Annotated in this window: 24 protein-coding genes; 15 read left to right on the top strand and 9 right to left on the bottom strand. The window is 69.7% G+C overall.

The features are described from left to right. Positions 1-94 precede the first annotated feature (94 nt). The 4 genes from AOZ49_RS03130 to AOZ49_RS03115 all read right to left on the bottom strand — a co-directional run bounded on the left by AOZ49_RS03130 (position 95) and on the right by AOZ49_RS03115 (position 4,636). Positions 95-820: an RNA pseudouridine synthase gene (locus tag AOZ49_RS03130; RefSeq protein ID WP_054430373.1), complete on the bottom strand. Its 726-nt coding sequence runs from the start codon at positions 818-820 to the stop codon at positions 95-97. A gap of 245 nt (positions 821-1,065) precedes the next feature. Beyond that, a complete protein-coding gene (locus AOZ49_RS03125; protein ID WP_082380289.1) occupies positions 1,066-2,244 on the bottom strand; it encodes a cystathionine beta-lyase in 1,179 nt (392 codons plus the stop codon). 156 nt (positions 2,245-2,400) lie between these two features. Beyond that, on the bottom strand, positions 2,401-3,507 hold the full coding sequence (ydiK, locus tag AOZ49_RS03120) for an AI-2E family transporter YdiK (protein WP_082380288.1): 1,107 nt from the start codon (positions 3,505-3,507) through the stop codon (positions 2,401-2,403). 73 nt (positions 3,508-3,580) lie between these two features. Continuing rightward, a complete protein-coding gene (locus AOZ49_RS03115; RefSeq protein ID WP_054474296.1) occupies positions 3,581-4,636 on the bottom strand; it encodes a DNA-binding protein in 1,056 nt (351 codons plus the stop codon). 543 nt (positions 4,637-5,179) lie between these two features. Here AOZ49_RS03115 and AOZ49_RS03110 point away from each other — a divergent pair. From AOZ49_RS03110 to AOZ49_RS03085, 6 genes are read left to right on the top strand one after another with little or no spacing between them, the layout of a single operon-like run. Beyond that, positions 5,180-7,201 (top strand): TonB-dependent siderophore receptor, encoded by a 2,022-nt coding sequence (locus tag AOZ49_RS03110; RefSeq protein ID WP_054474295.1) that lies wholly within the window; start codon positions 5,180-5,182, stop codon positions 7,199-7,201. A 10-nt stretch (positions 7,202-7,211) separates the two neighbouring features. Next, on the top strand, positions 7,212-8,360 hold the full coding sequence (locus tag AOZ49_RS03105) for an ABC transporter substrate-binding protein (RefSeq protein ID WP_231689839.1): 1,149 nt from the start codon (positions 7,212-7,214) through the stop codon (positions 8,358-8,360). After that, positions 8,357-9,445 carry a FecCD family ABC transporter permease gene (locus AOZ49_RS03100; RefSeq protein ID WP_054474294.1) on the top strand — a complete coding sequence of 363 codons (1,089 nt, stop codon included), beginning with the start codon at positions 8,357-8,359 and terminating at the stop codon, positions 9,443-9,445. Before AOZ49_RS03105 ends, AOZ49_RS03100 begins: the two co-directional genes overlap by 4 nt. Next, positions 9,442-10,245, top strand: coding sequence for an ABC transporter ATP-binding protein (locus AOZ49_RS03095; RefSeq protein WP_054430369.1), 804 nt, complete (start codon positions 9,442-9,444; stop codon positions 10,243-10,245). The genes AOZ49_RS03100 and AOZ49_RS03095 overlap by 4 nt, the downstream gene beginning before the upstream one ends. Beyond that, entirely contained in the window at positions 10,242-11,324 is a 1,083-nt protein-coding gene (locus AOZ49_RS03090) for a hypothetical protein (RefSeq protein WP_054474293.1), read from the top strand. The genes AOZ49_RS03095 and AOZ49_RS03090 overlap by 4 nt, the downstream gene beginning before the upstream one ends. A gap of 14 nt (positions 11,325-11,338) precedes the next feature. Continuing rightward, complete coding sequence (locus AOZ49_RS03085) at positions 11,339-12,718, top strand: MmgE/PrpD family protein (RefSeq protein ID WP_054474292.1); 1,380 nt, start codon at positions 11,339-11,341, stop codon at positions 12,716-12,718. Here AOZ49_RS03085 and AOZ49_RS03080 read toward each other — a convergent pair. Beyond that, the gene (locus tag AOZ49_RS03080; protein ID WP_156355570.1) at positions 12,693-13,343 is read right to left on the bottom strand and encodes a TetR/AcrR family transcriptional regulator; all 651 of its coding nucleotides are present in this window, start codon (positions 13,341-13,343) and stop codon (positions 12,693-12,695) included. The two genes, AOZ49_RS03085 and AOZ49_RS03080, sit on opposite strands and share 26 nt — an antisense overlap. Before the next feature lie 146 nt (positions 13,344-13,489). Further along, positions 13,490-14,392, bottom strand: coding sequence for a LysR family transcriptional regulator (locus AOZ49_RS03075; RefSeq protein WP_054474290.1), 903 nt, complete (start codon positions 14,390-14,392; stop codon positions 13,490-13,492). Between the two features lie 129 nt (positions 14,393-14,521). Between AOZ49_RS03075 and AOZ49_RS03070 the strand changes: the two genes are divergently transcribed. The 3 genes from AOZ49_RS03070 (at position 14,522) to AOZ49_RS03060 (ending at position 17,662) form a co-directional block, all read left to right on the top strand. Next, positions 14,522-15,454, top strand: coding sequence for a 2-hydroxyacid dehydrogenase (locus AOZ49_RS03070; RefSeq protein ID WP_054430364.1), 933 nt, complete (start codon positions 14,522-14,524; stop codon positions 15,452-15,454). Positions 15,455-15,561: 107 nt separating this feature from the next. Beyond that, the gene (locus tag AOZ49_RS03065) at positions 15,562-16,560 is read left to right on the top strand and encodes a Bug family tripartite tricarboxylate transporter substrate binding protein (RefSeq protein ID WP_054430363.1); all 999 of its coding nucleotides are present in this window, start codon (positions 15,562-15,564) and stop codon (positions 16,558-16,560) included. A gap of 1 nt (position 16,561) precedes the next feature. Beyond that, positions 16,562-17,662, top strand: a complete 1,101-nt coding sequence (locus AOZ49_RS03060; RefSeq protein ID WP_054474289.1) for an NAD/NADP octopine/nopaline dehydrogenase family protein — start codon at positions 16,562-16,564, stop codon at positions 17,660-17,662. Here the strand turns inward: AOZ49_RS03060 and AOZ49_RS03055 are convergent. After that, complete coding sequence (locus AOZ49_RS03055) at positions 17,551-18,579, bottom strand: LysR family transcriptional regulator (RefSeq protein ID WP_054474288.1); 1,029 nt, start codon at positions 18,577-18,579, stop codon at positions 17,551-17,553. The two genes, AOZ49_RS03060 and AOZ49_RS03055, sit on opposite strands and share 112 nt — an antisense overlap. A gap of 100 nt (positions 18,580-18,679) precedes the next feature. Between AOZ49_RS03055 and AOZ49_RS03050 the strand changes: the two genes are divergently transcribed. Both AOZ49_RS03050 and AOZ49_RS03045 read left to right on the top strand, forming a co-directional pair. Then, positions 18,680-19,762: a site-specific integrase gene (locus tag AOZ49_RS03050; protein WP_054474287.1), complete on the top strand. Its 1,083-nt coding sequence runs from the start codon at positions 18,680-18,682 to the stop codon at positions 19,760-19,762. A gap of 118 nt (positions 19,763-19,880) precedes the next feature. Next, complete coding sequence (locus AOZ49_RS03045; RefSeq protein ID WP_054474286.1) at positions 19,881-21,434, top strand: sensor domain-containing diguanylate cyclase; 1,554 nt, start codon at positions 19,881-19,883, stop codon at positions 21,432-21,434. On the opposite strand, the gene AOZ49_RS03040 is transcribed toward AOZ49_RS03045, so the two are convergent. Next, a complete protein-coding gene (locus AOZ49_RS03040; RefSeq protein WP_054474285.1) occupies positions 21,431-21,850 on the bottom strand; it encodes a DoxX family protein in 420 nt (139 codons plus the stop codon). The two genes, AOZ49_RS03045 and AOZ49_RS03040, sit on opposite strands and share 4 nt — an antisense overlap. A 123-nt stretch (positions 21,851-21,973) precedes the next feature. Between AOZ49_RS03040 and soxR the strand changes: the two genes are divergently transcribed. Next, on the top strand, positions 21,974-22,438 hold the full coding sequence (gene soxR, locus AOZ49_RS03035; RefSeq protein ID WP_054430357.1) for a redox-sensitive transcriptional activator SoxR: 465 nt from the start codon (positions 21,974-21,976) through the stop codon (positions 22,436-22,438). Positions 22,439-22,651: 213 nt separating this feature from the next. Continuing rightward, a complete protein-coding gene (locus AOZ49_RS03030; RefSeq protein ID WP_054430356.1) occupies positions 22,652-24,415 on the top strand; it encodes a GGDEF domain-containing protein in 1,764 nt (587 codons plus the stop codon). 77 nt (positions 24,416-24,492) lie between these two features. Here the strand turns inward: AOZ49_RS03030 and AOZ49_RS32870 are convergent, their stop codons facing one another. Next, the gene (locus AOZ49_RS32870) at positions 24,493-24,642 is read right to left on the bottom strand and encodes a hypothetical protein (RefSeq protein ID WP_180180120.1); all 150 of its coding nucleotides are present in this window, start codon (positions 24,640-24,642) and stop codon (positions 24,493-24,495) included. A 453-nt stretch (positions 24,643-25,095) separates the two neighbouring features. On the opposite strand from AOZ49_RS32870, the gene AOZ49_RS03025 reads away from it, so the two are divergent. Both AOZ49_RS03025 and AOZ49_RS03020 read left to right on the top strand, forming a co-directional pair. Next, positions 25,096-25,674 (top strand): TetR/AcrR family transcriptional regulator, encoded by a 579-nt coding sequence (locus AOZ49_RS03025; protein ID WP_054474284.1) that lies wholly within the window; start codon positions 25,096-25,098, stop codon positions 25,672-25,674. 81 nt (positions 25,675-25,755) lie between these two features. Further along, entirely contained in the window at positions 25,756-26,238 is a 483-nt protein-coding gene (locus AOZ49_RS03020) for a nuclear transport factor 2 family protein (protein WP_054474446.1), read from the top strand. Positions 26,239-26,255: the final 17 nt, after the last annotated feature.

Raw genomic sequence — 26,255 nt, 5'->3', positions numbered from 1 at the left:
TATTCCAGAATCTACTTTAAGTCCGTAACAGCGCATGCGGCGGGCGAATGCCGTCTCGAACGCCCCGTCCCGTGGCCACGCCCGCGCCGCGGCGCTAGAAGCGCTCGTATTCCAGCCGGTAGCGCCACTGCCCCGCGGCCAGTCCGGCCATCGGCAGACGGCCGATGCGGATGCGGCGCAGGGCTTGCAGTTGCAGCCCGACGCTGTCGCAGGCGTACTCGATGAATCCCAGGGCGGGCGTCTTCAGCGCGAAGCGCAGGTGGCTCTCATTCTGCCAGCTGACCTTCATCGGCGTGGCCGGCCGGCCCTCATAGGCCAGGCCGCGCTGCAGGCGCGCCAGCGCGGCCGCATCGAGCGTGCCGCGCACCTGCGCGATGTATTCCTGCTCGACGTGGCGCCCCTCTTCGATCAGCTTGCGCGCCACCGCGAATTCCTGGGTGTAGACCACCAGCCCGCTGGCCGCGCGTTCCAGCGGCGTGGCCAGCTTCAGGCCATTGAACATGCGCTTGAGATAGCGCTGGCCCGAGCGGTCGCCCGGCATCAGGTTGGCGGGCACGACCAGGTCCAGCGCCGATTCGGCCGGATCCGAGGCCGACAGGCCGGCCGGCTTGTGCACCAGCACGCTGACCGGGCGCATCTCTTCGAGGCGGGCGCCGGGCAACAGGCTGACGGCCTGGCCGGGCTGGACGCGGTAGCCGGGTTCCTCGACCACCTTGCCGTCCACGGCGACCCAGCCGCCCTCGATATAGCGTTCGGCGTCGCCGCGCGAACAGGATTGTTCGGTGGCCAGGCGCTTGGCCAGGCGGACGCTGTCGCTCATGGCCGGCCCGCCTGTCGGAGGGAGGCCTGGGAACGGGAAGGAAAAGCAATCGGCGGGTACGTCGTCATCTTGGAAACTGCGTCAAAAACGGGAAAGGCCGGCGCCGCGAGGCAGCGCGCGAACGCGGCGGCAGCGCCTGGCTCGAGATGTTACGCCCTTTCCGGCGGCCGCCGCCGCGAGCGGGCGCCGCGACGGCCGTTCCCGCGCCTGGGTCAGTGCACGGCTCCTGGTCGCGTGAACAGGCTCTAGGCCAGCGCCGCGAACGCCTGTTCCAGGTCCGCGATCAGCGCGGCGGGCGGCTCCAGCCCCACATTCAGGCGCACCAGCCGGTCGCCATACGGACGCAGCGTGCGGCGCAGGTTGAAGTATGGCGCCGCCAGGCTGGTCACGCCGCCCCAGCTGTAGCCGATCTTGAACAGCGCCAGCCGGTCGACGAAGGCCTCGATTTGCGCACGGCTGGGGCCGTCCCGCAGCACGATCGAAAACACGCTGGCCGAGCCGGTGAAATCGCGCCTCCAGATCTCGTGGCCCGGGCACGATGGCAAGGCCGGGTGCAGCACCGTCCGCACCTCGGGCCGGCGCGCCAGCCATTGCGCCACCTCCAGCGTGCCGCGCTCCAGTTGCGCCAGCCGCACCCCCAGGGTCTGCAGTCCGCGCAGCGCCAGGCTGCAATCGTCCGGCGAGGCCGCCATGCCGAGGAAATTGCGCGCCTCGCCCAGCGCCCGGTAGTGCGCCTCGTCGCGGCAGGTCACCGAGCCCAGCAGCAGGTCGCTGTGGCCGCCGATGTACTTGGTCAGCGCCCGCATGGTGACGTCCGCGCCGTGGGCGAAGGCATCGAACAGCACGCCGGCGGCGTAGGTATTGTCCAGCGCCACCACCGCGCCGGCCCGGTGCGCGGCCGCCGCGATCGCCGGCACGTCCTGGATTTCCATGGTGGCCGAGCCCGGGCTCTCGCACCAGACCAGCCGGGTATTGGGCCGCAGCAGCGCGGCGATGCCCGCGCCGATCAGCGGATCGTAGGTTTGCACCTCGATGCCCAGCCGCTTGAGCAGGCCGCCGGCCAGCCCCTGGTTGGGACCGTAGGCGGTATCCGGCAGCAGCGCGTGGTCGCCGGCGCCGCAGAAAGCCAGGTAGATCAAGGCGATGGCGGCCTGCCCGCCCGGCGTGATGAAGCAGTGGCGCCCCTGCTCCAGTTGCGCGATGCGCGCGCCCAGCTCCAGCACGGTGGGGGTGCCGTGCAGGCCATAGGTATACGGCGCCTTTTCCGCGTCCCAATCGTCGCGCAGGTCGGCGGCGCGCTCGAACAGCGTGGTCGAGCCGCGACTGGTCGGCGTGACCAGCGAGCGAAAGCCCGCGGGCGCCCGTGGCGTCGGATCGACCACGGCGAGGCGCCAATCGAAGGGTTGCGGGGAGTCGGTCGTCACGGAGGTCTCCTGGTTGCGGGCGGGCGACGCGCCGCGGATCGCGGCGCACCCGCCAAGGATACGGACCTGGCGGCAATAAAAATTGCACCAGCTTGCGGTCTCGCCGGACGCCTAGGCGGCCAGGCAGGCGCGGGCCGATGCCCGGCCCGCGACGCCTCAGAGATCGGTGGGCTGACGGGCCACGGCCGGCGCGTTGGCCTCGGGCGGCGGCACCTCGTCGACCCAGGCCTTGAGCAGCGTCGAGGTCACCGCCAGGATCACCGGGCCGATGAACAGGCCGACGATGCCGAAGGCGAACATGCCGCCCAGCACTCCCGCCAGGATCAGCAGCATCGACAGATTCACGCCGCGCTTGATCAGCATCGGCCGCAGCAGGTTGTCGAGCATGGTCACCAGCACCGCCCACACCAGCAGCAGGACCGCGGCCACCTTCATGTCGTTCTGGAACAGCCAGACCACGCCGCCCAGCAACGGCAGGAACGGCCCCAGCTGGGCCAGGCACAGCATCAGCATCAGCGCGGTGATGATCCCGGCCGCCGGCACCCCGGCGATCCACAGGCCCAGCCCGCCCAGCGCCGACTGCACCACCGCCGTCACCACGATGCCCAGCGCCACCGCGCGGATCGACAGGCCCGCCAGGCGGATCGCCGACACGCCGCGATGGCCAGCCAGGCGATTGGCGAAGCGCTGCACGAAATTGGCGGCGACATCGCCCTGGTTATAGAGAATGCCGGCGATGACGATGGTGATCAACATGTGCATCACGAACACGCCGACGATGGCCGCATTGCTCAGCAGCCACTTGGCCGCCATGGTCACATAGGGCTCCAGGCGCGCCAGCAGTCCGCCCGCGCCGGCATCGGCCAGCGCCTGCCATTCCTGGGCGATGCGCGGCCCGCCCAGCGGGATGCCCTGCACCCAGCCCGGCGGCGCCATCAGGGCGTAGTCGGGCAAGCTCTTGATGGCGGTCATGATGGCGCCGCCATGCAGCGCCAGGGTGGAGATGGCCTGGTACAGCGGCAGCACGATCACCACCAGCAGCACGATCAGCATGGCCACCGTCGCCATCCAGCGCCGGCCGCCGCAGCGCTTCTGCACCGCCAGCATCACCGGCCAGGTCGCCACCACGATGGTGGTGGCCCAGATCAGCCCGAACAGGAAGGGTTTCAGCACATACAGGCTGCCGATCATCAAGGCCGACAGGATGACGATGACGAGCAGGTTGCGGGCAAGGTCCGCGTTCGGGCGTGGGTTCGGGTTCAAGCGGTGCTCCAGGCAACGGCCGCGCAAGGATCGGGCCGTGTACGAATTTATCCGAAAACCCCGCCGGTACCCCCTATTTCGTCCCGCCCGGCGTGGGCCGCACGGCGACCCGGGCGGCAATCAGGTGCCGCGTCAGTTCCAGCAACTGCCCGTCGCGGGTCCGCAACTGGCCCAGCAGGTCCGCCTGCTGGGCATCGCTGGCCGCCAGGCGCTGGGTCAGGTCCTGCTCGCGGCGGCGCGAGGCCTGCAGCGCTTCCTGCGCGACGGCCACATCGGCCAGTTGCCGGCTCAGCTGCGCCTGGGCTTCCCCGCGCGCGGCCAGGACCTCGGCCTGGGCCGCCCGCAGGCGCTCGGCGGCCTCCGACTCGGCGCCGCGCTGGCGCTCGGCCGCCTGCGCCAGGGCCTGGCGCGATTGTTCGGCCTGTTGCTGCTGGGCGGCCTGCAATTCGTCCAACCGGGCCTGCAGGCGCTTGACCTGGCCGCGCTCGGCGTCCAGCTCGTTGAGCCAGCGGCGCTCGTGGGCGGCGTGGCGCTCCTGGGTGGCGGCCAGGGCCTCGGCCTGCTCGCCCCGGGCGCGCTCGGCATCGGCCACGTGGGCCAGCAAGGCGCCGCGGGCGTCCGCCAACTGCCGTTGCTCGACCGCCACGGCTTCGTCGCGCTGGCGCAACTGGGCCTCGGCCGCCCGCAGGCGTTCCTCGGTGGCGGCCAGTTGGCCGGTGGCGACCTTCAGGCCGGCCTCCAGGTCGCGTTCGCGGTGTTCCAGATTGGCTTCGCGCTGGCGCAGCTGTTCGGTGAGCACATCCAGCCGCTCGCCCTCTTCATGTAGTTCCGCCCAGCGCTGGCGGTTGGCCTCGGCCTGCTCGGCGCGGGCGGCGGCCAGCGCCGATTCCCAGAAATGCGCGGCGGCCTGGGCCACGGGCTCGGGCACCGCGGCGGGCGCCGCGAACGCGCCCGGATCCTGGATGCGCGCGCCCAGCGATCGGAACCAGGATTCCAGGTGCGGACTGACCGTATTGGGCGAGCCACGCCCGATCTTCTGGCGCACCCGCTCGATGGTGGGCCGCGCGCCCTCCAGCAGCAAGGCGCCGGAGGCGCGCCAGACATCCAATTCCGTAATTCCCGTGGCCATGGCTCGATTTCCCGGTTCAAGTCGGTTATTTACTCACGATAATGGAATCTTATCGTGATTAATTTCATATATACGTTTTATATCATACAGCATATGTATGATTTTATATATTCAGCATGACAGAGGCGGTATTCGAGGGAATTTGCCTCTCGTACACGAAATCCGCCCCTCCTCCACCCGCTCGCCCCGTTCCTGCGGCATCGCCATCGAAGCGCAAATGCGATTTATTTACATTGACCGACGGTCGGTCGATGAATATACTGCACCGCTTTCTGCCCACACGGATGTACACGATGACCTGCCGATTCGAGGCTCGCCCCGCCTCTGCTTGCCCCCTTTGCGCGCCCCCCTGCCCAGGCAATTCGCGGCGTTGCCGCCCGCGCCGGGCTGCTGCTGGCGTCCCTGCTGGCCCTGCCCTCGCCCGGCCTGGCCGCGCCCCCGCAAGGCAACCCTGGCGACGCCGCCGCCGAAGTACCCACCCTTGCCGGCGTCACGGTCAGCGGCGACAGCGACGCGGGCGCCGAAGGGCCGGTCCACGGATACGTGGCGGAGCAATCCCGCGCCGGCACCAAGACCGCAACCCCCATCCTGGAGACGCCGCAGTCGATCTCCGTCATCACGCGCGGGCAGATGGACGTGCAGCAGCCGGCCAGCGCCAGCCAGGCGTTGCGCTATACCGCTGGCGCCTACAGCGAGAAGTACGGCGGATTCGGCGGCCAGCTGGACCTGACCCGGATCCGGGGCGTGGACGCGGACTACTACCTGGACGGCCTGCGCATGATCACCAACGTATCGACCTGGACCACGCAGGTGGATCCGTTCGCGTTGGAGCGCGTGGAAGTGCTGCGGGGGCCGGCTTCGGCGGTGTACGGCCAGGGCACGGGCGGCGGCATCGTCAACCAGGTCAGCCGCCGGCCGCAGGCGGAATCCGCCCACGAGATCAATCTGCAGATGGGCAATTTCGGCCGCCGGCAGATCGCGATCGACACCACCGGCCCGCTCGACCAGGACGGCCAATGGCTCTATCGGCTGACCGCGATCGGCCTGGACGCCAAGGGCCGGGTCGAGGACGTCAGGCACCAGCGCGTCTATCTGGCGCCCGCCCTGACCTGGCGGCCCACGGCCTCGACTTCGTGGACGCTGCTGGCCACGCATTCGCGCGAGCCCGAGATTCCCGACTACAACAGCCTGCCGGCGGTCGCCCTGGGCCTGAATGGCAGCCCGTATCCGCGGGTGGACCGCCGACGCAATTACACCGACATGGATTTCCAGGGATCGAGCCGCAAGCAGGATTCGATCAGCTCGTTGTTCAGCCATGATTTCGGCAATGGCTGGTCCTTCAACAGCAACATGCGCTACATGTACGTCGACTCCGACATCCAGCGCACCTCGATCTACGGCTATCAGAACCGGGCCGGCCACCTGTGGCTCGAAGGCACCTACGGCCTGGCCCCGGCCAGTTCCAACACCTTCTCGGCCGACAACAACCTCACTGGCAGCTTCGACCTCGGCCCGACCCGGCACACCCTTCTGCTGGGCGTCGACTACGCCAAGGGCACGTTGCGCAACGACTCGTATCGCATGGATCCGGTGGCGTTCGACCCTTACGATCCCGACCACTATCGCCCTGTGGCCACGCCGGATTTCACCGACAGCAGGACCCGTTGGCCCTACAACGTGCGCCAGCGCTTTGACCGCGTGGGCGTCTACGCCCAGGACCAGGTGGCCTACGCAGGCTGGCGCCTGACGTTGAGCGCGCGGCACGACTCCTCCAGAACCGAGGATGAATCGCGCAGCTATTCGCCCGTCTGGAAGCGCAGCGAACAGAAAGACCGCAAATGGAGCACGCGCGCGGGCCTGGGCTATGTCTTCGATAACGGCCTCTCGCCCTACTTCAGCTATGCCACCTCGTTCGACCCGGTGTTGGGCAACGATTACGGCGGCAGCGCCTTCAAGCCGACCGAGGCGACCCAGTACGAAGCGGGCGTGAAGTTCCAACCCGCGAATTCGAGCACGATGCTGAGCGCGGCCGTGTTCCAGCTGAACCAGACCAACGTCAAGACATCGGATACCCGGCATCTGGGCTATTGGACGCAATCGGGCGAAGTGCGCTCGCGAGGCGTCGAACTGCAGGCCAACACCCGGCTGGCTCCCGGCCTGAACCTGATCGCCAGCTATGCCTACCTGGACAATCAATTGGTCAAGGATGCGGCGTATCGCGGCAAGAGCCTGGCCCAGACCCCGCGCCACAGCGCCTCGGCCTGGGTGGACTACCGCGTCGGCGGCGGCCCGCTGGCGGGCCTGCTGGCTGGCGTCGGCGTGCGCTACCTGGGCTCGACCTACGGCGACCCGGCCAACACCTTCAAGGTGCCCGCCGTCACGCTGCTGGACATGGCCGTCAGCTATGACCTGGCCCGGCTCTCGCCCGGCCTGCGCGGCGCCAGCCTGGGGCTGAACGTCAGCAACCTGACCAACAAGCATTACGTCGCCAGTTGCGTATCGGCGATGTACTGCTTCATTGGCCAGGACCGCAGCGCCGTCGCGACCCTGAGCTACCGCTGGTGACGCCGTGCCCGTGACACCCTCCCGCCCCCGCCGGGCGATCCTGCGCGGCATGGCCGGCGCCGCGCTGCTGCCTCTGGCCACGGCGGGCGGCACCGCGCAGGGCACCGCCACGCTGACCGATATCGCCGGCCGCCCGGTGCGGGCGCGCCTGCCGGCCCGCCGTATCGTGCTGGGCGACGGCCCGCTGGCCTACGTGGTCGCGCTACTGCGTCCGGACGATCCATTCACGCCCATCGTGGGCTGGGGCGACAACTTCCGTTCCGCCGACCTGGGGGGCTACCAGGCTTATCGCCAGCGTTTTCCCACGATCGACCGCATTCCCACGTTTCGCGGCTCCAATGTGGGCGCCATCGACATCGAACTGGCGATTTCGCTGGAACCGGACGTGGTGGTGTTGAACCTGAGCTCGCGCGCCGCCGCCGAATCGTCCGGCCTGGCGGCGCGGCTGGCGCGGGCCGGCGTGCCCCTGGCCTACGTCGACTTCCGCACGCGCATGTTCGAGAACACCCGACGCAGCATCGAAATCATGGGCGAGGTGCTGGGCGAGCCTGTCCGCGCCCAGTCCTTCCTGCGGTTTCGCCAGCGACAGATCGACCGTGTCATGGCGCCGTTGCGGGACCTCGGCCATCGCCCCAGCGTCATGGTCGAGCGGGCGGCCGGCCTGTATGACGATTGCTGCCTTTCCTATGGCGATGGCAATTTCGGCGAACTGGTCACGGCCGCCGGCGGCGACAACCTGGGATCGCACTGGTTGCACGGCACCTTTGGCACGTTGCACCCCGAGCAGGTGATCGCCGCCGATCCGGAAGTCATTCTGGTGACCGGGGCCGACTGGAGGCTGTATTCGCCGACGGGCGACTGGGTCAATCTCGGCCCGGGCGCCGATCCGTCCGAAGGCCATGCGCGCCTGCGGCGCCTGATGCAGCGGCCGGCCTATCGCACGCTCGCCGCCGTGCGGCGGGGGCGGGTACACGCCATCTGGCACCCCTTCTATGACAACCCCTACTACTTCGTCGCCTTGCAGAAGGTCGCCAAGTGGCTGCATCCCGAGCGTTTCGCCACGCTCGATCCCGACGCCACCTTTCGCGAACTGCATGCGCGATTCCTGCCCGTTGCCTATCAACCAGGCTACTGGCTCAGCCTGAACACCGACTCATGACACACGAACGCTCTGCGCTGTCCGCCCCGCACCCCGCCTCGCCGGCCGAACGCGAACAAGGCCGGCGGGCCTACCGGCGACTGGTCCGGCGCCGGCGCCTGATCCTGCTCGGCATCGCCCTGTTGACGCTGGCTTGCCTGGGCCTGGATCTCTCGACCGGCCAGGCGGTCTATCCGCCCGGGCAAGTCCTGGCCGCCTTGTGGCGGCCGGATGCGCCCCTGGCGGTGCAAGTCATTTTCTGGGAATTGCGCCTGCCGGTCGCCCTGTCCGCGCTGGTGGTCGGCGCCAGCCTGGCGGTGGCCGGCGTGCAGATGCAGACCGTGCTGAACAATCCGCTGGCCAGCCCCTTTACGCTGGGCCTGTCCGCCGCCGCCAGTTTCGGCGCCGCCATCGGCCTGGTGCTGGGCGTGACGCTGTTGCCCGCTGCGGCCGTGGCGTATGCCATCCCGGCCAATGCCTTTCTCGTTTCCATGGGCGCCGCGCTGTTCATCCACCGCCTGAGCCGCAAACCGGGCATCAGCAGCGAGATGATCGTGCTGCTGGGCACGACACTCGTGTTCTCGTTTACCGCCCTGCTCGAAGCCCTGCAGTATGTCGCGCCGGACCAGGCGTTATCGGCCGTCGTGTTCTGGACCATGGGCAGCCTGTCGCGCGCGAACTGGCTCAAGCTGGCCATCATGGGCGGCGTGCTTGCCGGGGTCTGGCTGGTCTTTGCGCGCCAGGCATGGGCCCTGACGGCGCTGCGGCTGGGCGAGGCGCGCGCGGCCAGCCTGGGCATTCCCGTCGCCCGGCTGCGCCTGAGCAGCATCCTGCTGGGCAGCCTGCTGGCCTCGGTCTGCGTGTCGTTTGTCGGCACCATCGGGTTCATCGGGCTGGTGGGACCGCATATCGCGCGGATGGTGGTGGGCGAAGACCAGCGCTTCCTGCTGCCGGCCGCCGCGCTGTGCGGCGCGCTGCTGCTGTCCGCCGCCTCGGTGCTCAGCAAGTCGGTGCTGCCCGGCCAGACCTTGCCGATCGGCATTGTCACCTCGCTGGTGGGAGTGCCGCTGTTCTTCACCCTGATCCTGCGCCGGAGGCGGCCATGAGCGCGCCCCTGCTCGACGTGCGCGGCGTGGGCGCGTCATACGGCGCCCGACGCGTGCTGCACGGGATCGACCTGCCCGGGTTGATGCCGGGCAGCGTGACCGCCTTGCTGGGGTCGAACGCGGCGGGCAAGTCGACGCTGTTGCGCCGCATCGCGGGGGAGTTGTCCGGTCCGGGGGCGGTCGCGGTGGCGGGCCGGTCGGTCGTGTCGTGGCCGCCGCAGCACCCCAATCGCCCCGCCCACGTGCCGCAGGACATCTCCAGCGGATCGTCGCTGCGGGTGTTCGAGGCCGTACTGCTCGCGGCCAAGCAAGGGGCGGGCTGGTCGGTCGATGAGACCGAACTCGACGCCGTGACGCATCTGCTGAAAGCCCTGCGGATCGGCGACCTGGCCGGGCGTGAACTGGCGGCGTTGAGCGGCGGGCAGCGCCAGCTGGTGTCGATCGCCCAGGCGTTGATCCGATCGCCCCGCATCCTGCTGCTGGACGAGCCCACCAGCGCGCTCGACCTGCAACGCCAATACGAGGTGCTGGCCCTGCTGCGCGGGCTGTCGCGCCAGCGGTCGCTATGCATCGTCATGGCGATCCATGACCTCAATCACGCGCTGCGCTTTGCCGACCATGCCGTGGTGCTGCACCAGACAGGCGTGTTCGCCCAGGGCGCGCCGCGACAGGTCATCACCCCGGCCTTGCTCGCGCGGGTCTATGGCGTCGACGCGCGGGTCGAGCCCTGCTCCCAAGGGCACTGGCAGGTCATTGTCGACGGTTCGCTACGCCAGAATTCACCGGAGCCATCGCCATGATCACCTACTGGAAACAGGACGCGCTGCGCGCCCGCGTGGAACGCGCCTCGGGCGGACGGCGCACCGTGCTGTATACCCGCCGCGGACAGGCCAGCTACATGAACCTGATCCTGCGGCAGGATTTTCCCGGCGGCGAACACCCCGCATTCGTTCTGGCCGGACGGCAGCAGCAGGTGTTCTTCTACGGCACCTATGGCGGCGTGATACGCGCCGGCGAACTGCTCAGCCTGCCCGGCCAGGCGCCCGGCAGCGGCATGGATTTCGATCAAGCCCATCGGGCCGCGCGGGCCTGCGGCCCCGGCTGGCACCTGGCCACCAATGCCGAACGGGCCGCGCTGGCGCAATGGTGCCGCGAACGCGGCCACCTCCCGCGCGGCAATACCGACCAAGGCCGGGACGCCGTGGCGCCCGGGCAGCATGGCGTGCGGGTCGATGGCCGCGCGCCCGGCTGCGCCCAGGGCAACCCCGCCACCCTGACCGGCTCCGGGCCCGACCGCTGGCGGCACGACGGCACGGCGCACGGCATTGCCGACCTGTGCGGCAACCTGTGGGAATGGACCGCCGGCCTGCGGCTGCTGGACGGTGAAATCCAGATCATCCCCGACAACGACGCCGTGCAGGCCGACCTGTCCGCGCGCGCCGGCGCCTGGCGGGCGATCCGGCTGGCGGACGGGGCGCTGGTGCCCCCGGGCGCCGCCGGGACGGCCAAGTTCGATTGCCCGCGCCACGCGCCCGAGGGTAACGCGGGCGCGCCGCTGCTCTGCGCGGTCATCCACTGCTTTGCCGGCCAGGCGGGCAGCAACGCCAACACGGCCGGGCTCATGGACGCGCCGTTCGGCGCCATCCGCCCGGCGGCCGGCGTCCAGGCGCCGGCCTTGCTCAAGACCTTGGCGCTTTATCCCGTTGGCCATGCCGCCGAGCGCGCGCAGGCCTATCTGCGCAACTACGGCGAACGCATGATGCTGGCGGGCGGCGCCTGGTACTCGGGCCTGGACGCCGGACTGAATGCGTTGTGCCTGAGCCATGCCCGCGACCACGCCAGCGCCACCGTCGGCGCGCGCCCAGCCTTCATGCCTTGAACCGGAAGAACCCCATGTACGCCCAGGATCCGATCTCCCCCTTGCTCGACGCCGCCCACGCGGTCCACAGCGACCATATCCCGCCTGCCACCCTGGCGTTCCAGCGCCTGCGCCTGCTCGACCACCTGGCCTGCCTGGCCGCGGGTTACGACGCCTCCGGGGTCGACGCCGCCCTGTCGCTGGCGCGGCGCTGGAGCGGCGCCGAGGAAGCCACCGTGCTGGGCACCGACACCCGCCTGGCCGCGGGCCAGGCGGCCTTCGTCAATGCCGTGCGCGCGCGGGCGCTGGATTTCTGCGACGTGATCTCTCCGGGCTGGCATCCAAGCTCCTCGGATATTCCGGTCGCGCTGGCCATGGCGGAGCACTGCGGCGCCTCCGGGCGCGAATTGCTCGCGGCGCTGGCCATCGGCCAGGATGTCGGCCAGCGTATCAATCTGGCCGCGCAGGCCCACGGTTTCTTCTACCGCGGCTTCGATTCCAATGTCCTGGGCCTGTTCTCCGGCGCCGTCATCGCGGCCAGGCTGTTGCGCCTGCCGCGCGAATCCTTCACGTCGGCGGTGGGGCTGGCGTTCGATTCCGGCATCGGCACCTTCCAGCACTATCAGGACAAGGTCCTTGCGGTCCGCATCGGCCAGGCCATGGTGGCGCGCCACGCGATCGAAGCCGCGCAAATGGCGCAGGCCGGCCTGACCGCCCCCCGCCGCATCCTGGGCGGCGAAAACGGCTTTTTCCGGCTCTACGCGCCGGGTGAGCCGGACTTGAGCGCCTTGACGGCCGATCTGGGGCACCGCTACCTGGGGCGCGAGGCGACTTGCTTCAAGCCCTACCCGCATTGCAGCATCCTGCTGGCGCTGACGGACGCATTGCTGGCGCGTCGCCATGAACTGCCGCGACCGCGGCTGGCTGGCAGCACCTTGCGGCTGCATGTGTCGCCCACCATGCGCATGGTGTGCGGCGCGCCCTATGCCCCGGCGGAAACCGCCGAAATCGATGCGCAGTTCAGCGCCCGCTATATCGTGGCCAATGCCCTGCTGCGCGGCGCCGCCACCCCGGCGCAGTTCACCGCCAGGGCGGCCCGGGAACCGGCCGTGCAGGCGTTGGCGCAACGGGTGGAGATCATCGAAGATCCCTCGCTGGCGCGCTTCGATGCCTGCCGCCTGGAGATCCGGCCTGCCGATGCCGCGCCGGTCGTGGTGGCGGCCGCGTATGGACGGGGATGGCCGGAAAACCCGCTCGACCAGGCCGCGCTCGAACGCAAATTCATGCTGTGCTGCAGCCTGTCCGCCAGCGCCGCCATGCGCCGCGCCGCCCCCCTTGTCGCCGCGCGGATCAACGATCTGGCGCAGGCGCCCTGCGTCGCCCCGCTGGTCAACGCGCTGGCGGGGAGCGCATAGACATGGCTGGCGGCGGCACGCCCAGCATGCACAGGCAGTCCGCGGCAACGTCACGGGCGAATTCCGAGCAATCCTCCAGGCGTGCCGCGATGGCGTCGTCCGTCACGCCATGCACGCCCGAATAGATCAGCAGCGCCGTGATCCGGGGTCGGGGCAGCGCCCACACCCCGGCGACCCTGCCCCCTTCCAGGATGCCGAGCAGCTGGTCCAGGATGGCATTCTTGTCGCGGTTCTGGCGGTCGTGGTGGTGGTGATTGCTATAGACGATGTCGTGCGTGCGGTAGGTGTCGGCGTAGGTCTGGACGCTGGCATGCACCCACGCCCCCAGTTTGCCCACCCAGTCATCCGCCGCACAGGCATCCACGGCGCGTTCGAGCGCTTCCAGGTACTGGCGCGTGTAACGCTGGGCCAACGCCGCCAGCATGTCGGTCTTGGCGGAGAAGTAGTGGTAGAACGTGCCCTTGGCGACCTGGGCCTCTTCCACGATCGCATTGATGGTGGTGGCTTCGACCCCGTTGGCCAGGAACAGCTTTTCGGCGGCGGCCATCAATTCCTCCAGCCGGACCTCCGCGGGTTTGGTACGCGGCGGGCGCGGCGGCTTGTCATCGACTCGGGGGACTTTCATGGGCAACGATTCCGGCATCTGGCAAAGAGACACAGTTTAAAGGCGATCCGTTGCCGCCGCCCCACGATGCGACGATGGCGGCCTTGGGGAAGCAATCATCGGTTGCGAGACGAGCATCGCGGCGCGGCGACGACCCGGCGGCAACCCTAGCGCGCGACCACCTTCGCCGCGGCCTCCCGAACCAGGGCGGCCAGCTTGTCGGCGGCGGGCGCCAGCCGGCGCCCCCGCAGGGTCAGGAGCCCCATCTGGCGCGTCAGCGATGGCGACAACCGGCAGATCCGCAGCCCCTTGGGGGGCCTGGCGGGCAAAGCCAGCCGCGGAAGAATGGCCACGCCCAGCCCGGCCGCGGCCATCGCGATCAAGGTATGGGCCTGTATGCATTCGTACTTCGGCGTCAGGCGGATGCGCGCCCGCGCCGCCGCCTGGTCCAGCAGGATGCGCAGCGACGTGGCGTCGCTGAGCAGCAGCAAGGGCAAGCGGGCGACGTCCTTCAACGGCATCAGGTCCGCCGCGTCCGGGCACAGACGGGGCGCCATCAGCGCGCAGATCTCTTCGGTCACCAGCGGCTCGAACTCGCATTCGGCGCCCATCGGACCGGGCACCACGCCGAAATCCACCTCGCCCTGCAGCACCTGGGCCTGCACGTCCGCCGACTGCCGCTCGCGCACCGACATCCGGACGCCGGGATACAGGGTCTCGAAGCGGGCCAGCACGGGCGGCAGCAACGCGGCGGCGGCAATCGGCGTGGCCGCGACCGCCACGTGGCCGGCCTGCAGGGCCAGCGTCTCCCGCACCTCCCTCACCCCCGCCTCGACCTCGCGCACGCCGCGCCGGGCGGCGTCGAACAGCTGCTTGCCGGCCGCCGTCAGCTGGACGCTGCGCGTGGTGCGGTGGAACAGCTCGGCGCCCACCTGCGCCTCGAGCAATTTGATCTGCGCGCTGATCGCCGACTGCGAGCGATGCGCCTGTTCGGACGCGCCGCGAAAGCTCCTGGTCTCCGCGATCAGGAGAAAGGCGCGGAGCAGATTGAAATTGATGTCGGAAGTCATTGATCAGTTTTTTTGAATAATTCCGGTTGATTTTAGCGATTGTTCTTCATTGAGCGGGCCACTACAGTCGCACCCCGACACGCACAGCAAGGAGCAGATCGTGGCAGTTTCAGAGAGAGCAATCCGTCTATGAGCATTTCCGTTCTGGTGCTCTGCGAGCTGGGTCCCGCGCAAGAGGCGGCCCTGCGGCAGCGCCATCAACCCACCTTCGCGCTGACGCCCGAAGAGCGGGCCCGCGTCGTGCAGACCCGCGGCGCCGAATTCGAGGCGGTGCTGACCATCGGCCTGCTGGGGCTGCGCGCCGATGAAATGGACCGGCTGCCCCGCCTCAGGCTGGTCGCCAGCATGGGCGCCGGCTACGAGAACATCGATGTGGCGGCGGCCCAGGCCCGCGGCATCTGGGTGACCAACGGGCGCGGCGCCAACGACGAATGCGTCGCGGACCACGCCATGGGCATGGTAATCGCGGCGATGCGCGATTTCCGCACCCTGGACCGACTGTGCCGCGCAGGCGTCTGGCGCACGGCCATCGCCCTGCCCACCAACGTCTCGGGCAAGCGCCTCGGCATCCTGGGCCTGGGCTCGGTGGGCGAACGCATCGCCGGCCGCGCCCAGGCTTTCAGGATGGCGGTCGGCTACCACAACCGCCGCGCGCGGCGGGAATTCGACTATCAGTACTTCGATGACGCGCTGGCGCTGGCGCACTGGTGCGACGTGCTGGTCTGCGCCATGCCCGGCGGCGCGGCGACGCGGCACATGGTCAATGCGGCCGTGCTGCGGGAGCTCGGCCCGGGCGGCTATCTGGTCAATGTCGGCCGGGGCAGCATCGTGGATACGCAGGCCCTGGCCGCCGCGCTGGCGTCCGGCGGCATCGCCGGGGCGGCGCTGGATGTCTATGAAAGCGAACCCGCCCCGCCCCCGGCACTGATCGCGCAGGACCGCCTGCTGCTGACCCCGCACGTGGGCGGCTGGTCGCCGGAGGCGATCGACGCCCAGTTCGGGATCTTCATGCTGAATCTGGAGGGCGTGTTCTTCGGACGGGGGCCGGTCACCCCGGTATAGCGTCGTCGCCGCACGCTCAACGTCCCGTTAAGGCGCGTTGACCATTTGTCGATGGCCGGCCCCGCGCCGCCTTCCTACACTGTGGCCGTCAATCCCTGGAGATGGCCATGATCCTCCCGCGCAGTATCCGCCTGGCAACCTTGCTGCTTCCGTTCTGCCTGCTATGGGGCGGCAACGCCGGCGCCCAGTCCGCCACGGCCGCGGGCGCCTACCCGCAACGGCCCGTCAACCTGATCGTGCCGTGGCCGCCGGGCGGCGCGGTGGATCTGCTGGCGCGCCAGCTGGGCACCGTCCTGGCCAAGGAGCTGGGCCAGCCCATCGTGATCGAGAACAAATCGGGCGCCAACGGCTCGATCGGCCACGCCCAGGCGGTGCGCGCGGCGCCGGACGGCTACACCACCCTGCTGGCCACCAACAGCACCTTCGTGATCGGCCCGCACCTGTACAAGCAGCTGCCGTACCAGCATGAACGCGACCTGGCGCCGGTGTCGCTGCTGGGCGCCAGCCCGCTGGTGCTGACCGTCAACCCCGCGCTGAAGGTCAAGACCCTGGCGCAACTGCTGGCGCTGGCGCGCGAAAAGCCGGGCCGGCTGACCTTCGCCTCGGGCGGCCAGGGGTCCACCAGCCACCTGGCGGCCGAACAGCTGATGGCCCTGACCGGCATCGAGATGACCCACATTCCCTACCAGGGCGGCGGGCCGGCCGCCACGGCGGTAATGAGCGGCGAAGTCGACATGGCCTTCCTGGACCTGGGCGTCTCGCTGCCGTTCCTGAAGTCGGGCCGGCTGCTGCCCCTGGCCGTCTCCAGCGATCAGCGCTCGCCATTGCTGCCCGAGGCGCCGACCGTGGCCGAATCCGGCGTCAAGGACTTCGAGATCGCCACCGCCTTCGCCCTGTTCGTGCCGGCGCGCACTCCCGCCCCGGTGATCGACCGGCTCCACGGCGCCCTGGTCAAGGCGCTCGGCGACGCCGACCTGCGGCAGAAGCTGATCCACCAGGGCGTGATCGTGATGGGCACCAGTCCGGCCGAGCTGCGCGACTACACCACGCGTGAAAACCAGCGCTGGGGCAAGATCATCAGCGACCGCCACATCTCGGTGAAATGACATGCCGCGCAACGATTTCCGTATCGCGATCGTCGGGGCCGGCGGCATCGGCTGCGCCACGGCGGCCTATCTGCGGGCCAGCGGCCTGCCGGTGGCGATGTGGTCGCCCACCGGGCGGCGCCTGCGGCCGCATGCCGAGCCCGGCCGGGCGCGCTTCGACTGCGTCGGCGCGCTGGAGGGCGCCGTGGCGGTGGAACGGCTGGCGCGGCTGGCCGACCTGTCGGACTACAGCCATGTCTTCATCTGCCTGCCCGCGTCCCAGTACCGGCAGGTCCTGCAAGACGCGGCGCCCTACTGGCGCGACGGCCAGACCCTGATCGTCAGCGGCGCCCTGTCGCTGCTGCCTCTGTGGCTGCGGCGGACGGCGGCGGCGCATGGCGCCGACGTCACCGCGGTCGGCTGGAGCACGACCCTCACCACCGCCCACTTCCTGCCTGACGGCCGCCTGCACCTGAACGCGCCGCGCGGCCAGATCGGCATGGCCTGGCTGGCCCCGTCCGAGGGCGGCGGCGACGCGCTGGCCGATTGCCGGACCCTGTTCGGCGACCGGTTCACGCCGGTCGACAACCTGCTGGCCAGCACCCTGGCCAACATCAACCCGATCGCGCATGCGGCGGAGGTGATCCCCAACCTCACCCGGATGGACCGTGGCGAGGCCTGGCCGCTGTTCGGCCACTTCACCGGCGTGGTCGCCAACATGGCGCAGGCGCTGGATGGGGAACGGCTGGCGCTGGCCGGGGCGCTGGGATTCACGCTGCCGACCCTGGCGCAGCATTACTCGCGCTCGTACCACGTGCCGCTGGGCCCGCTCGAGGACATCGCGCGGGCCATCGACGCACGCGGCGCCGGCCCGCTCGGCCCGGCCCGGCTGGCGCATCGCTACGTGCTGGAGGACGTGCCGTTCGGCCTGGTGTTCCAGGAACGGCTGGCGCGCCTCTTGGGCATCGACTGCCCGCTGCTGTCCGCCTGCATCACCCTGCTGGAGGCGGTCTACGCCGAATCGTTCCGCGACCGCAATGACCTGCTGGCGTCGGTGCTGCCCGACGGCATGTCGGCCGAGGCGCTGGTGGCGGCCTGCAGGAGCGCGTGCGCGGCATCGTGAAAGCGCTCGATGATGTCGTCCTGGTGCCACGGCGTCCGGTACACCATCACGATCGGGATCGGCTCCGGCAGCGCCTCGACCGGTAGCGCCACCAAGCTGCCGCGGGCCAGGCGCTCCTCCACCGTGCGCCGGGCCAGCAGGCTCAGGCCCAGCCGGCGCTCGACCAGCTTGAGATTGGTGATGGCGTTCATGGACTCGATGGCGGGCGCGATGGGCGGCAGGTTGTGGTCCAGCAGCAACTGCTCGATCATCAGCCGGGCCTGCGTCGGCCGGGCCGGCAATACCCAGGCCTGCTGTTTCAGTTCGCGCCAGGTCCACGGCGCCGCGCGCGGCGCCAGCGCCAGCGGGTGATCGCCGGCGCACACCACGATCCACTGTTCCCGCCCCACCGGCCGGATCATCAGCCCCTCCTGGCACAGCCCGCCCAGCTCGGACGAGGTGTTCATGGTCAGCAGGACGTCGATCTCGCCGCTTTCGAGCTTGCGCTGCGTGTCGTCCAGGCGGCCTTCGACGATCTGCACCGGCGGCAATCCCGCGTCGCCCGCCATGCCGCGCAGCACGTCGGGCAGCAGCGACCAGGCGATGAAGGGCGGCGCGCCGATGCGCAGGACCGCATCGTGTCCCAGCTTGCGGTCGCGCAGGTCATCGGCCAGATTGGCCACCTCGGACAGCAGCAGGCGGGCGCGGTGCACCAGGATGTCGCCGTCGCGCGTCAGGCTCACGCCGCGGCCATGGCGCTCGAACACGGTGATGCCCAGCAGCGTCTCGATTTCTCCCAGGCCCTTGCTGACCGCGGCGGTGCTCACGCAGAGCTTCTCGCCCGCGGCGCGCATGCTGCCGGTGTCCGCCAGCACCGTCAGCAATTCGAACTGGCGCATCCGCAGCGCGGCGATCATGCGGTAGGTGGAATCATGCATCTGGGCGGCACCTTCGGGGCGGGTAGCGACGTAGCGGAATGATAGTATCCACGGGCGTTGCCACGCCAGGCTCCGCGATCCCGGTCATTTCCCGCCCCGCATGCTGCCCTCCTCCCCGGCCCCGCTGCCCCTGCTGGACCCCCGCGCGCTCGACCGCCAGGCCGACGCCGCCATGCGCGACCTGCTGCGCGAAGGCAGTTCGCCCAATACGGCCGCCAGCTATCGCGCCGCGATCCGCTACTGGTCAGCCTGGTTCGGCCTGCGCTATGGCCAGCCGCTGGCCCTGCCCCTGTCCGAGGCGGCGGTGATCCAGTTCGTGGTGGACCACGCCCAGCGCACCGGCGCCCACGGGCTGACCTCGGAACTGCCGCCGGCGCTGGACAGCGAGCTGGTGCGGCTCAAGGCCAAGGGCCGGCTCGGGCCGCCCAGCCTGAACACGCTGCTGCAGCGGCTGTCGGTGCTGTCCAAGGCCCATGAACTGGCCGGACTGCCCAACCCCTGCCGCGCCGCCGCCGTGCGCGAGCTGCTGGCCCGTACCCGCCGCGCCTACGCCCGCCGCGGCGCGACGCCGGCCCGCAAGGACGCCCTGACGCGCGAGCCGCTGCAGGCCCTGCTGGACACCTGCGACGACTCCCTGCGCGGCCTGCGCGACCGGGCGTTGCTGCTGTTCGCCTGGTCCAGCGGCGGCCGGCGGCGCTCCGAGGTCATCGGGGCCACCGTCGAGAACACCCGCAAGGTGGGCGAGGACTACCTCTATCTGCTGTCGCACTCCAAAACCAACCAGTCCGGCGCCGACCGCGCCCAGGACCGCAAGCCGATCGCCGGCGCGGCGGCGCGGGCCCTGGACGCCTGGCTGGCCGCCAGCGGCATCCGCCAGGGCGCGCTGTTCCGCCGCATCCGCCGCGGCGACGTGATCGGCGAGCCGCTGGCCGCCGCCGCGGTGCGCGCCATCGTCCAGGAGCGCTGCCGCCTGGCGGGCATCGAGGGCGATTTCTCGGCCCACAGCCTGCGCTCGGGCTTCGTGACCGAGGCCGGACGCCAGAATGTGCCGCTGGGCGACGCCATGGCCATGACCGGCCATGCCAGCGTGGCCACCGTCATGGGGTATTTCCGGGCCGGCGCCGCGCCCCGGTCGCGCGCGGCGCGCCTGCTGGACACGCCATCCGGGGACGAAACACCGTAGCGCGCCAGCCACACCCGCTCGATCCCGGGGAGACCCGGCGCGCGCTTGCATACAATGGCGCCTGCCGGCACACCGCAGCGCCGCGCCCATAACGAGACCCATGCCTGCTGTGCTCCCCATGCGAATCAATCTACGCGGCCTGGTGCTCGCGCTTACGATATTCAGCGCCATCGCCGCTACCGCCAATGCCCTGTACGCCAGCTACCGGCTGCAGCGCGAACAGCTCATCACCACCACCCTGGAAGCGAACCGCGTCTACGCCGCCAAGCTGGCGCAGAGCGCCGGCGGCTTCCTCAAGGCGGCCGAGCGCCAGCTGGGCTACAGCGCGCGCCAGATCGCGGCGCACATGGACGCCCCGGACATGCTGGCGGCCGAGGTGCGGCGGGTGCAGGAGCAGAGCGACACCTTCAATTCGGTCGGCGTGGTCGGCCCCGACGGCGTGATCCTGGCCACCACCCAGGACTTCCGCAGCTTTCTCGGCACCCGCATCGACAGCCCGGGCAGCCGCGCCGCGCTGCAAAGCCGCCATCCGGTCATCACCAAGCCCTACGTCTCGATCGCCGGCAATCTGCTGATCAACCCGTCCTACCCCATACTGGCCGCCGATGGCCGCTTCCTGGGCTATATCGCCGGCACCCTGCACCTGCGCAAGGAAAGCGCGCTGGACGACCTGCTGGGCCTGCACCACTACAAAGACGGCTCCTACCTCTACGTGGTGGATGGCGACGGACGGCTGATCTATCACACCGATGCGAGCCGGGTCGGCGAGGTGGTGAGCGGCAATCCGGTGATCGAGGCGGTGATCGAGGGCCAGGCCGGCGCGCGCCGGGTGGTCAATTCACGCGGGGTGGACATGCTGGCCGGCTACGCGCCAGTGCCCGCCAGCGGCTGGGGCGTGGTGGCCCAGCGCCCCACCGCCGTGACCCTGGAACCGATCCGCGAACTGCTGTGGGCGCTGCTGGGCTACGCCGCGCCGCTGGCGCTGGTGTTCCTGCTGGCGATCTGGTGGTGCGCGCGGCAGATCTCGCTGCCGCTGTCGCAACTGGCCACCAACGTCGAGCACCATGACGTGGCGGTGGCGATGCAACGGGTCAAATCGGTGCGCGCCTGGTATTTCGAGGCCGAACGCCTCAAGCGCGCGGTGATCTGGAGCTTCACCACCCTGCAGGAGAAGATCGGCAAGCTGAACCTGGCCAGCATCACCGACCCGCTGACCGGGCTGCGCAACCGGCGCGGCACGCAGGACGCGGTCGACCACCTGCAGGCCTCGGGCACGCCGTTCTCGGTGCTGGCGCTGGACATCGACCACTTCAAGCAGGTCAACGACACCTACGGCCACACCGCGGGCGACAAGGTGATCCAGGACGTCGCCCAGCTGATGCGCGACTGCTCCCGCCCCGGCGACATCCTGTGCCGCAACGGCGGCGAGGAATTCCTGATCCTGCTGCCGGGGGTGGCGCCGACGGAAGCGGTGATCGTGGCCGAGCGGCTGCGCCAGCGCACCGCCGAACGCGAATTCCCGCAGGTGGGCGGCATCACGATGTCGGCGGGCGTGGCGCAGTGGCCGACCAGCGGGCCGGACGTGGTGCAGGTGTTCCACGCGGCCGACGCCGCCCTGTATGCCGCCAAGCAGCAGGGCCGCAACCGCGTGGTGCTGCACGGCACCCCCTAGGCCGTCGCCAGCGCCCGGTAGTGGCTGGCGATGGCGGCCGCGAACAGGCCGCCGATGACCGACACGTGCTCCAGCGCGAAAAACAGGGCCAGCTTGGCCTGCGGTTCGGGCAGGCGCCAGAAGGCGTGCACGATGAAGATCGTCAGCGCCAGGAACACCGCCAGCGCGGCGGCGGCCAGCCAGACCGCGCGGTCCGCCAGGATCAGGATCGAACCGGCCAGCATCAGCGCCGCCACCGCGATATTGAACAGCCGCGCCGGCTCCAGCCCGGCGCCACGCATTTCCGCCACCCCGCCCGGAAAGTCGATCAGCTTGGCGGCGCCCGAGGCGATGAACACCACCGCCAGGCACAGCCGGGCGATGAACCAGAGCCAAGAGCTCTGAAGCAGGGATTCGATGTACTGCGGCGTCTGCATGGGTCCTGTTCCTGATGGTCGGCGCTGCCCCGCCCGGCGGACGGGGCGGCATGCGGATCCGGCGGGTTGCCAAATCCGGCGCGACGGACTATAAGACCTCAACCTAACTTGAGGTCAACTTCCATGGCGGGCGACAAGCCGATCGACATCACGCGGCTCATGACGGTGGGCGAAGTCGCCCGGCGCAGCGGCGTGCCGGTCTCGACGATCCACTTCTACGAAGCCAAGGGCTTGATCCAGAGCTCGCGCAGCGGCGGCAACCAGCGCCGCTTTCCCGGCATCGTGCTGCGCTACATCGCCATCATCAAGGTGGCGCAACGCACCGGCATTCCGCTGGAGGAAATCCGCGAGGCCATGTCGCGCTTCCCGCAGGACGGCAACAAGCTGACGCCGGCACAATGGAAAGCGCTGTCGTCGCAATGGCGGGCCAACCTGGATGAACGCATCCGCAAGCTGACCCGGCTGCGCGACGAGCTGGACAGCTGCATCGGCTGCGGCTGCCTGTCGCTCACGGACTGTCCGCTGCGCAATCCGGACGACGTGCTGGGCCGCGACGGACCGGGGCCGCGCATCCTCGAACGGCCATGAACCGTCGGGCGGGCCGCCGAGCGCGTGTTTTACCCGCGCGGGCAGCCGGATTGCGTGAATTTCGCGCCATGGCGTAATCGGCTGCATTCAATTGCAAGACTGTTGCGCCGGCAGCGGCGATAACGCAATGCCATGTATCGCGGCGGGCCTGGGGGCCGCGCAATTACAGTATCCTGCGCGCACAGTCACATCGCATCAGGCCGGCCCACCCGTATGCTGCGCAGTAGATTCTCGATCAAGTCACTGGAACGCTATTTCCTGATATTGGCGGCGGGCGTGCTGCTGCCGATGTCGGTGCTGACGGGGATCCTGCTGCTCCAGAGCCGCGCCGCCTATCTCGCCACCGGCGACGCGCTGCGCGCCTTCGCCATCGTCCGCACCACCATCACGGCCATGGAAACGGTGTCCGCCGAGCGCGGCCCCATGAATGCCGCCCTGGGCGCCGACTACCCGGTCGCCGAATCGCTGCTGGATGAGCTGCGGGCGGCGCGCGAGCGCAGCGATACCCGCATCGCCGACCTGCTGGCGCTGTACCGCGCCCCGCTCAATCCGAACAGCGCGCGGGAATTCACCAACATCCAGCGCATCCGCTACGCGCTGATCAAGGCCCGCGACAACGCCGACGCGCTGATCGCCACGCCGCGCGCCGACATCTCGGGCCAGCGCGTGCTGGCGGCGGTGAACGGCATGGTGGCGCTGGTGCCCGAGCTGCAGGCGGCGATGGCCGAGAGCGCCGGCGTGGTGATGCAGAACGAGGCCGACGCGCCCAATCTGCTGACCCTGGCGCTGCTGGCGAGCGAGCTGCGCGAACAGGCGGGCCTGCTGGGTTCGACCTTCACGCCGGCGCTGGCCAAGCACCGCCAACTGACCGAATCCGACGAATACCGCATGGAGCGGGTATTGGGGCGCATCGACCAGTTGCACGACCTGCTGGAAATGCGGCTGGCGGCGCGGCCGGACCTGCGCGCGTCGCTGGCCTATGGCGACCTGCGGCACTTCTATTTCGGCGAGGGCATGCGCTATCTGGCGGAGGTGCGCGACATGGCGGCGCTGCAACCCGGCGGCGCCACCATCAGCGCGCGCGAGCTGGCCGCGACCTACGTGCCGCTGATGCATGCCATCAGCCAGTTCCGCGACCTGATGCTGGACCAGATGGAGGCGAGCATGCGCGAGCATCGGCGCCATGCGATCCGGCTGCTGGTCATCACCCTGGTGGCCGCCGCCGCGCTGGCGGTGGCGCTGATGCTGTCGCTGCGGCAATTCCGCCTGCGCGTGATCCGGCCGTTCGTGCAGGCCACCCGCATCATCGGCGCCATCGCCAACGGCACGCCAGCCGCCGCGATTCCGGTGGGCAAGTACCGCGGCGAGGTCGACGGCATGTTCGAGGCGCTGAGCGTGCTCAAGGACAACGCCGCCGCGCGCAAGCGCGCCGAACTGGAACGCGACCGCCTGATCGTCGACCTGGCGGTCATGGCCGAGACCGACTTCCTGACTGGCCTGCTCAACCGCCGCGCCTTCGAGAGCCGCCTGGATCAGGCCCTGTCGCAATGGCGCGGCGCCGGCGCGGCGCTGGCCTTCATCCTGTTCGACATCGACGATTTCAAGGGCATCAACGACACCTACGGCCATGCCAGCGGCGACGAAGCCCTGAAAACGGTCGCCGAGCTGTGCCGGCAGACCTTGCGGCAGGCGGACGTGGTGGCGCGGGTGGGCGGCGAGGAATTCGCCGTGCTGTGCCACGTCGGCACGGCCGACCAGGCGGTGGAGATGGCCGAACGCATGCGCCAGCGCATCGCCCAGGCCCGGGTGACGGCGGAGAACGGCACGGTGTTCGGGCTGACCGCCAGCTTCGGCGTGGCCCTGGCGCGCGGGCCCGAAGCCGGCACGGCCGACACCTTGTTCCGCCGCGCCGACGAACTGCTTTATCGCGCCAAGATGGATGGCAAGAACCGGGTGGTGCCCGGAGACACCGGCTGACGGCGGACAGCCGCCTTCGCGCCGCCCAAAAAAAACGCCGCGTCGGATTCGACGCGGCGTTTTTGCCTTGAAGCGGGTCAGTCAGGGACGCGGGTCGCGTTCTTGTCCTGGGTGGCCTCGGTGGTTTCCGGGCGGGAGGAGGTTTCGGGGTCCGGGCGCGAGCCTGGCGCCTTCCAGTTCAGCGGCGGAACTTCAAAGCGCGGTTTCTTGGCGATCAGTTGGGACATGTGCGTACTCCTGTGTGCGATGTCGGCCTGCCCTGCGCAGGGAACGACTCGGATATCCAGCGCGCCCGGGATGCTCTGGTGGCAATGCGAGGGAGGCATCAGGAACGGGCGCCAGGGCATGGCCCTGGGGTCGTCGACGGGTAAAAGCCGGCGGCCAAGCATGGAGCTTCAATGGAACCGCCTGGGGGAAGGCCAGGACCAGAGCGGTCTTGGTCCTGGCGGACTGGGTTGGCTTGGCGGCCAACGCCTTGGCAGGCATCCGAAATAGTTTCCGGATCTTTGCGTGACGATCTAATGATTTTAGTATTAATTAACAGATAAAGCAAGCATCTTGAGTTTTGCTTATGTATCTGAATGGTGCGGAGATGCTGCCTGCGTCACACACCCGCTTGACTGCGGAGAACGATCGTTCTACGATTGCCCTCAATCCAGGTAGAACGATCATTCTCAATCATGTCCGACACGCCCGACCTCTCCGCCGACGACGCCCGTCAACGCCTGCTGCAGGCGACCGAACGGCTGGTCTACGCCGGCGGCATCCACGCCACCGGCATGGATCTCATCGTCAAGACCTCCGGCGTGGCGCGCAAGCGCGTGTACCAGTACTACCCGAACAAGGACGCGCTGGTGGCCGCGGCGCTGCGGGCGCGCGACGAACGCTGGATGCGCTGGTTCATCGACGCCACGTCGCGGGCGGCCACGCCCAGGGCGCGGCTGCTGTCCATGTTCGACGCCTTGCGCGAATGGTTCGCCAGCGCGGACTTCCGCGGCTGCGCCTTCCTGAACGCCGCCGGCGAGATCGGCGACGAGGCCAGCCCGGTGCTGGCGGTGGCGCGCGAACACAAGGCGCGGCTGCTCGATCACATCCGCGCGCTGGTCCGGGCGGCCGCGCTGCCCGAATCCGACGAAGCCGCCGCGCAGCTGCTGGTGCTGGTCGACGGCGCCATCGCCGTGGCGCTGGTCTCGCGCGATCCGGCCATCGCCGACAGCGCGCGCCGCGCCGCCGCCACGCTGCTGGGTCCCGGCGACTGAGGCGATGGCGCCGCCCGACCCTAGCGCCCGGCCATGCCCGTGGCGTTCCCGTTTTTCCCACCCGCCTGCGAGGCCTGCGCGATGACATCGCCCCCCCCCACCACCCGCCCTCCTCTTCCTCCCTTCACCCGCGACAGCGCGATACAGAAAGTGCGCCTGGCCGAAGACGGCTGGAACAGCCGCGACCCCGACAAGGTGGCGCTGGCCTACAGCCTGGATACGCGCTGGCGCAACCGCGCCGAGTTCGTCAACAGCCGCGAGGAAGCGCGCGCCTTCCTGGCCCGCAAATGGGCCAGGGAACTGGACTACCGCCTCATCAAGGAACTGTGGGCCCACGACGGCAACCGCATCGCGGTGCGCTATGCCTATGAGTGGCACGACGATTCCGGCAACTGGTTCCGGTCGTACGGCAACGAGAACTGGGAGTTCGGCGAGGACGGCCTGATGACGCGCCGCTACGCCTGCATCAACGACCTGCCGATCCAGGAGGCCGACCGCAAGTTCCGCTGGCCCCTGGGCCGGCGCCCCGACGATCATCCGGGACTGTCCGAGCTCGGCCTCTGACCCGCGGCGCTACGGCA

Origin of the sequence: Achromobacter sp. 2789STDY5608615, assembly GCF_001298995.1 — a bacterium.
GTDB classification, from domain to species: domain Bacteria; phylum Pseudomonadota; class Gammaproteobacteria; order Burkholderiales; family Burkholderiaceae_B; genus Achromobacter; species Achromobacter insuavis.
Note: the sequence above shows the minus strand (reverse complement) of the source record. Positions and strands in the feature narration are given on the sequence as shown.

Bases quoted from the DNA above. Each gene is read 5' to 3' on its own strand.
- AOZ49_RS03130 (WP_054430373.1), bottom strand. From the start codon at position 820: ATGAGCGACAGCGTCCGCCTGGCCAAGCGCCTGGCCACCGAACAATCC.
- AOZ49_RS03115 (WP_054474296.1), bottom strand. From the start codon at position 4,636: ATGGCCACGGGAATTACGGAATTGGATGTCTGGCGCGCCTCCGGCGCC.
- AOZ49_RS03100 (WP_054474294.1), top strand. From the start codon at position 8,357: ATGACACACGAACGCTCTGCGCTGTCCGCCCCGCACCCCGCCTCGCCG.
- AOZ49_RS03095 (WP_054430369.1), top strand. From the start codon at position 9,442: ATGAGCGCGCCCCTGCTCGACGTGCGCGGCGTGGGCGCGTCATACGGC.
- AOZ49_RS03090 (WP_054474293.1), top strand. From the start codon at position 10,242: ATGATCACCTACTGGAAACAGGACGCGCTGCGCGCCCGCGTGGAACGC.
- AOZ49_RS03085 (WP_054474292.1), top strand. From the start codon at position 11,339: ATGTACGCCCAGGATCCGATCTCCCCCTTGCTCGACGCCGCCCACGCG.
- AOZ49_RS03080 (WP_156355570.1), bottom strand. From the start codon at position 13,343: ATGAAAGTCCCCCGAGTCGATGACAAGCCGCCGCGCCCGCCGCGTACC.
- AOZ49_RS03075 (WP_054474290.1), bottom strand. From the start codon at position 14,392: ATGACTTCCGACATCAATTTCAATCTGCTCCGCGCCTTTCTCCTGATC.
- AOZ49_RS03070 (WP_054430364.1), top strand. From the start codon at position 14,522: ATGAGCATTTCCGTTCTGGTGCTCTGCGAGCTGGGTCCCGCGCAAGAG.
- AOZ49_RS03065 (WP_054430363.1), top strand. From the start codon at position 15,562: ATGATCCTCCCGCGCAGTATCCGCCTGGCAACCTTGCTGCTTCCGTTC.
- AOZ49_RS03060 (WP_054474289.1), top strand. From the start codon at position 16,562: ATGCCGCGCAACGATTTCCGTATCGCGATCGTCGGGGCCGGCGGCATC.
- AOZ49_RS03055 (WP_054474288.1), bottom strand. From the start codon at position 18,579: ATGCATGATTCCACCTACCGCATGATCGCCGCGCTGCGGATGCGCCAG.
- AOZ49_RS03050 (WP_054474287.1), top strand. From the start codon at position 18,680: ATGCTGCCCTCCTCCCCGGCCCCGCTGCCCCTGCTGGACCCCCGCGCG.
- AOZ49_RS03045 (WP_054474286.1), top strand. From the start codon at position 19,881: ATGCGAATCAATCTACGCGGCCTGGTGCTCGCGCTTACGATATTCAGC.
- AOZ49_RS03040 (WP_054474285.1), bottom strand. From the start codon at position 21,850: ATGCAGACGCCGCAGTACATCGAATCCCTGCTTCAGAGCTCTTGGCTC.
- soxR (WP_054430357.1), top strand. From the start codon at position 21,974: ATGGCGGGCGACAAGCCGATCGACATCACGCGGCTCATGACGGTGGGC.
- AOZ49_RS03030 (WP_054430356.1), top strand. From the start codon at position 22,652: ATGCTGCGCAGTAGATTCTCGATCAAGTCACTGGAACGCTATTTCCTG.
- AOZ49_RS32870 (WP_180180120.1), bottom strand. From the start codon at position 24,642: ATGTCCCAACTGATCGCCAAGAAACCGCGCTTTGAAGTTCCGCCGCTG.
- AOZ49_RS03025 (WP_054474284.1), top strand. From the start codon at position 25,096: ATGTCCGACACGCCCGACCTCTCCGCCGACGACGCCCGTCAACGCCTG.
- AOZ49_RS03020 (WP_054474446.1), top strand. From the start codon at position 25,756: ATGACATCGCCCCCCCCCACCACCCGCCCTCCTCTTCCTCCCTTCACC.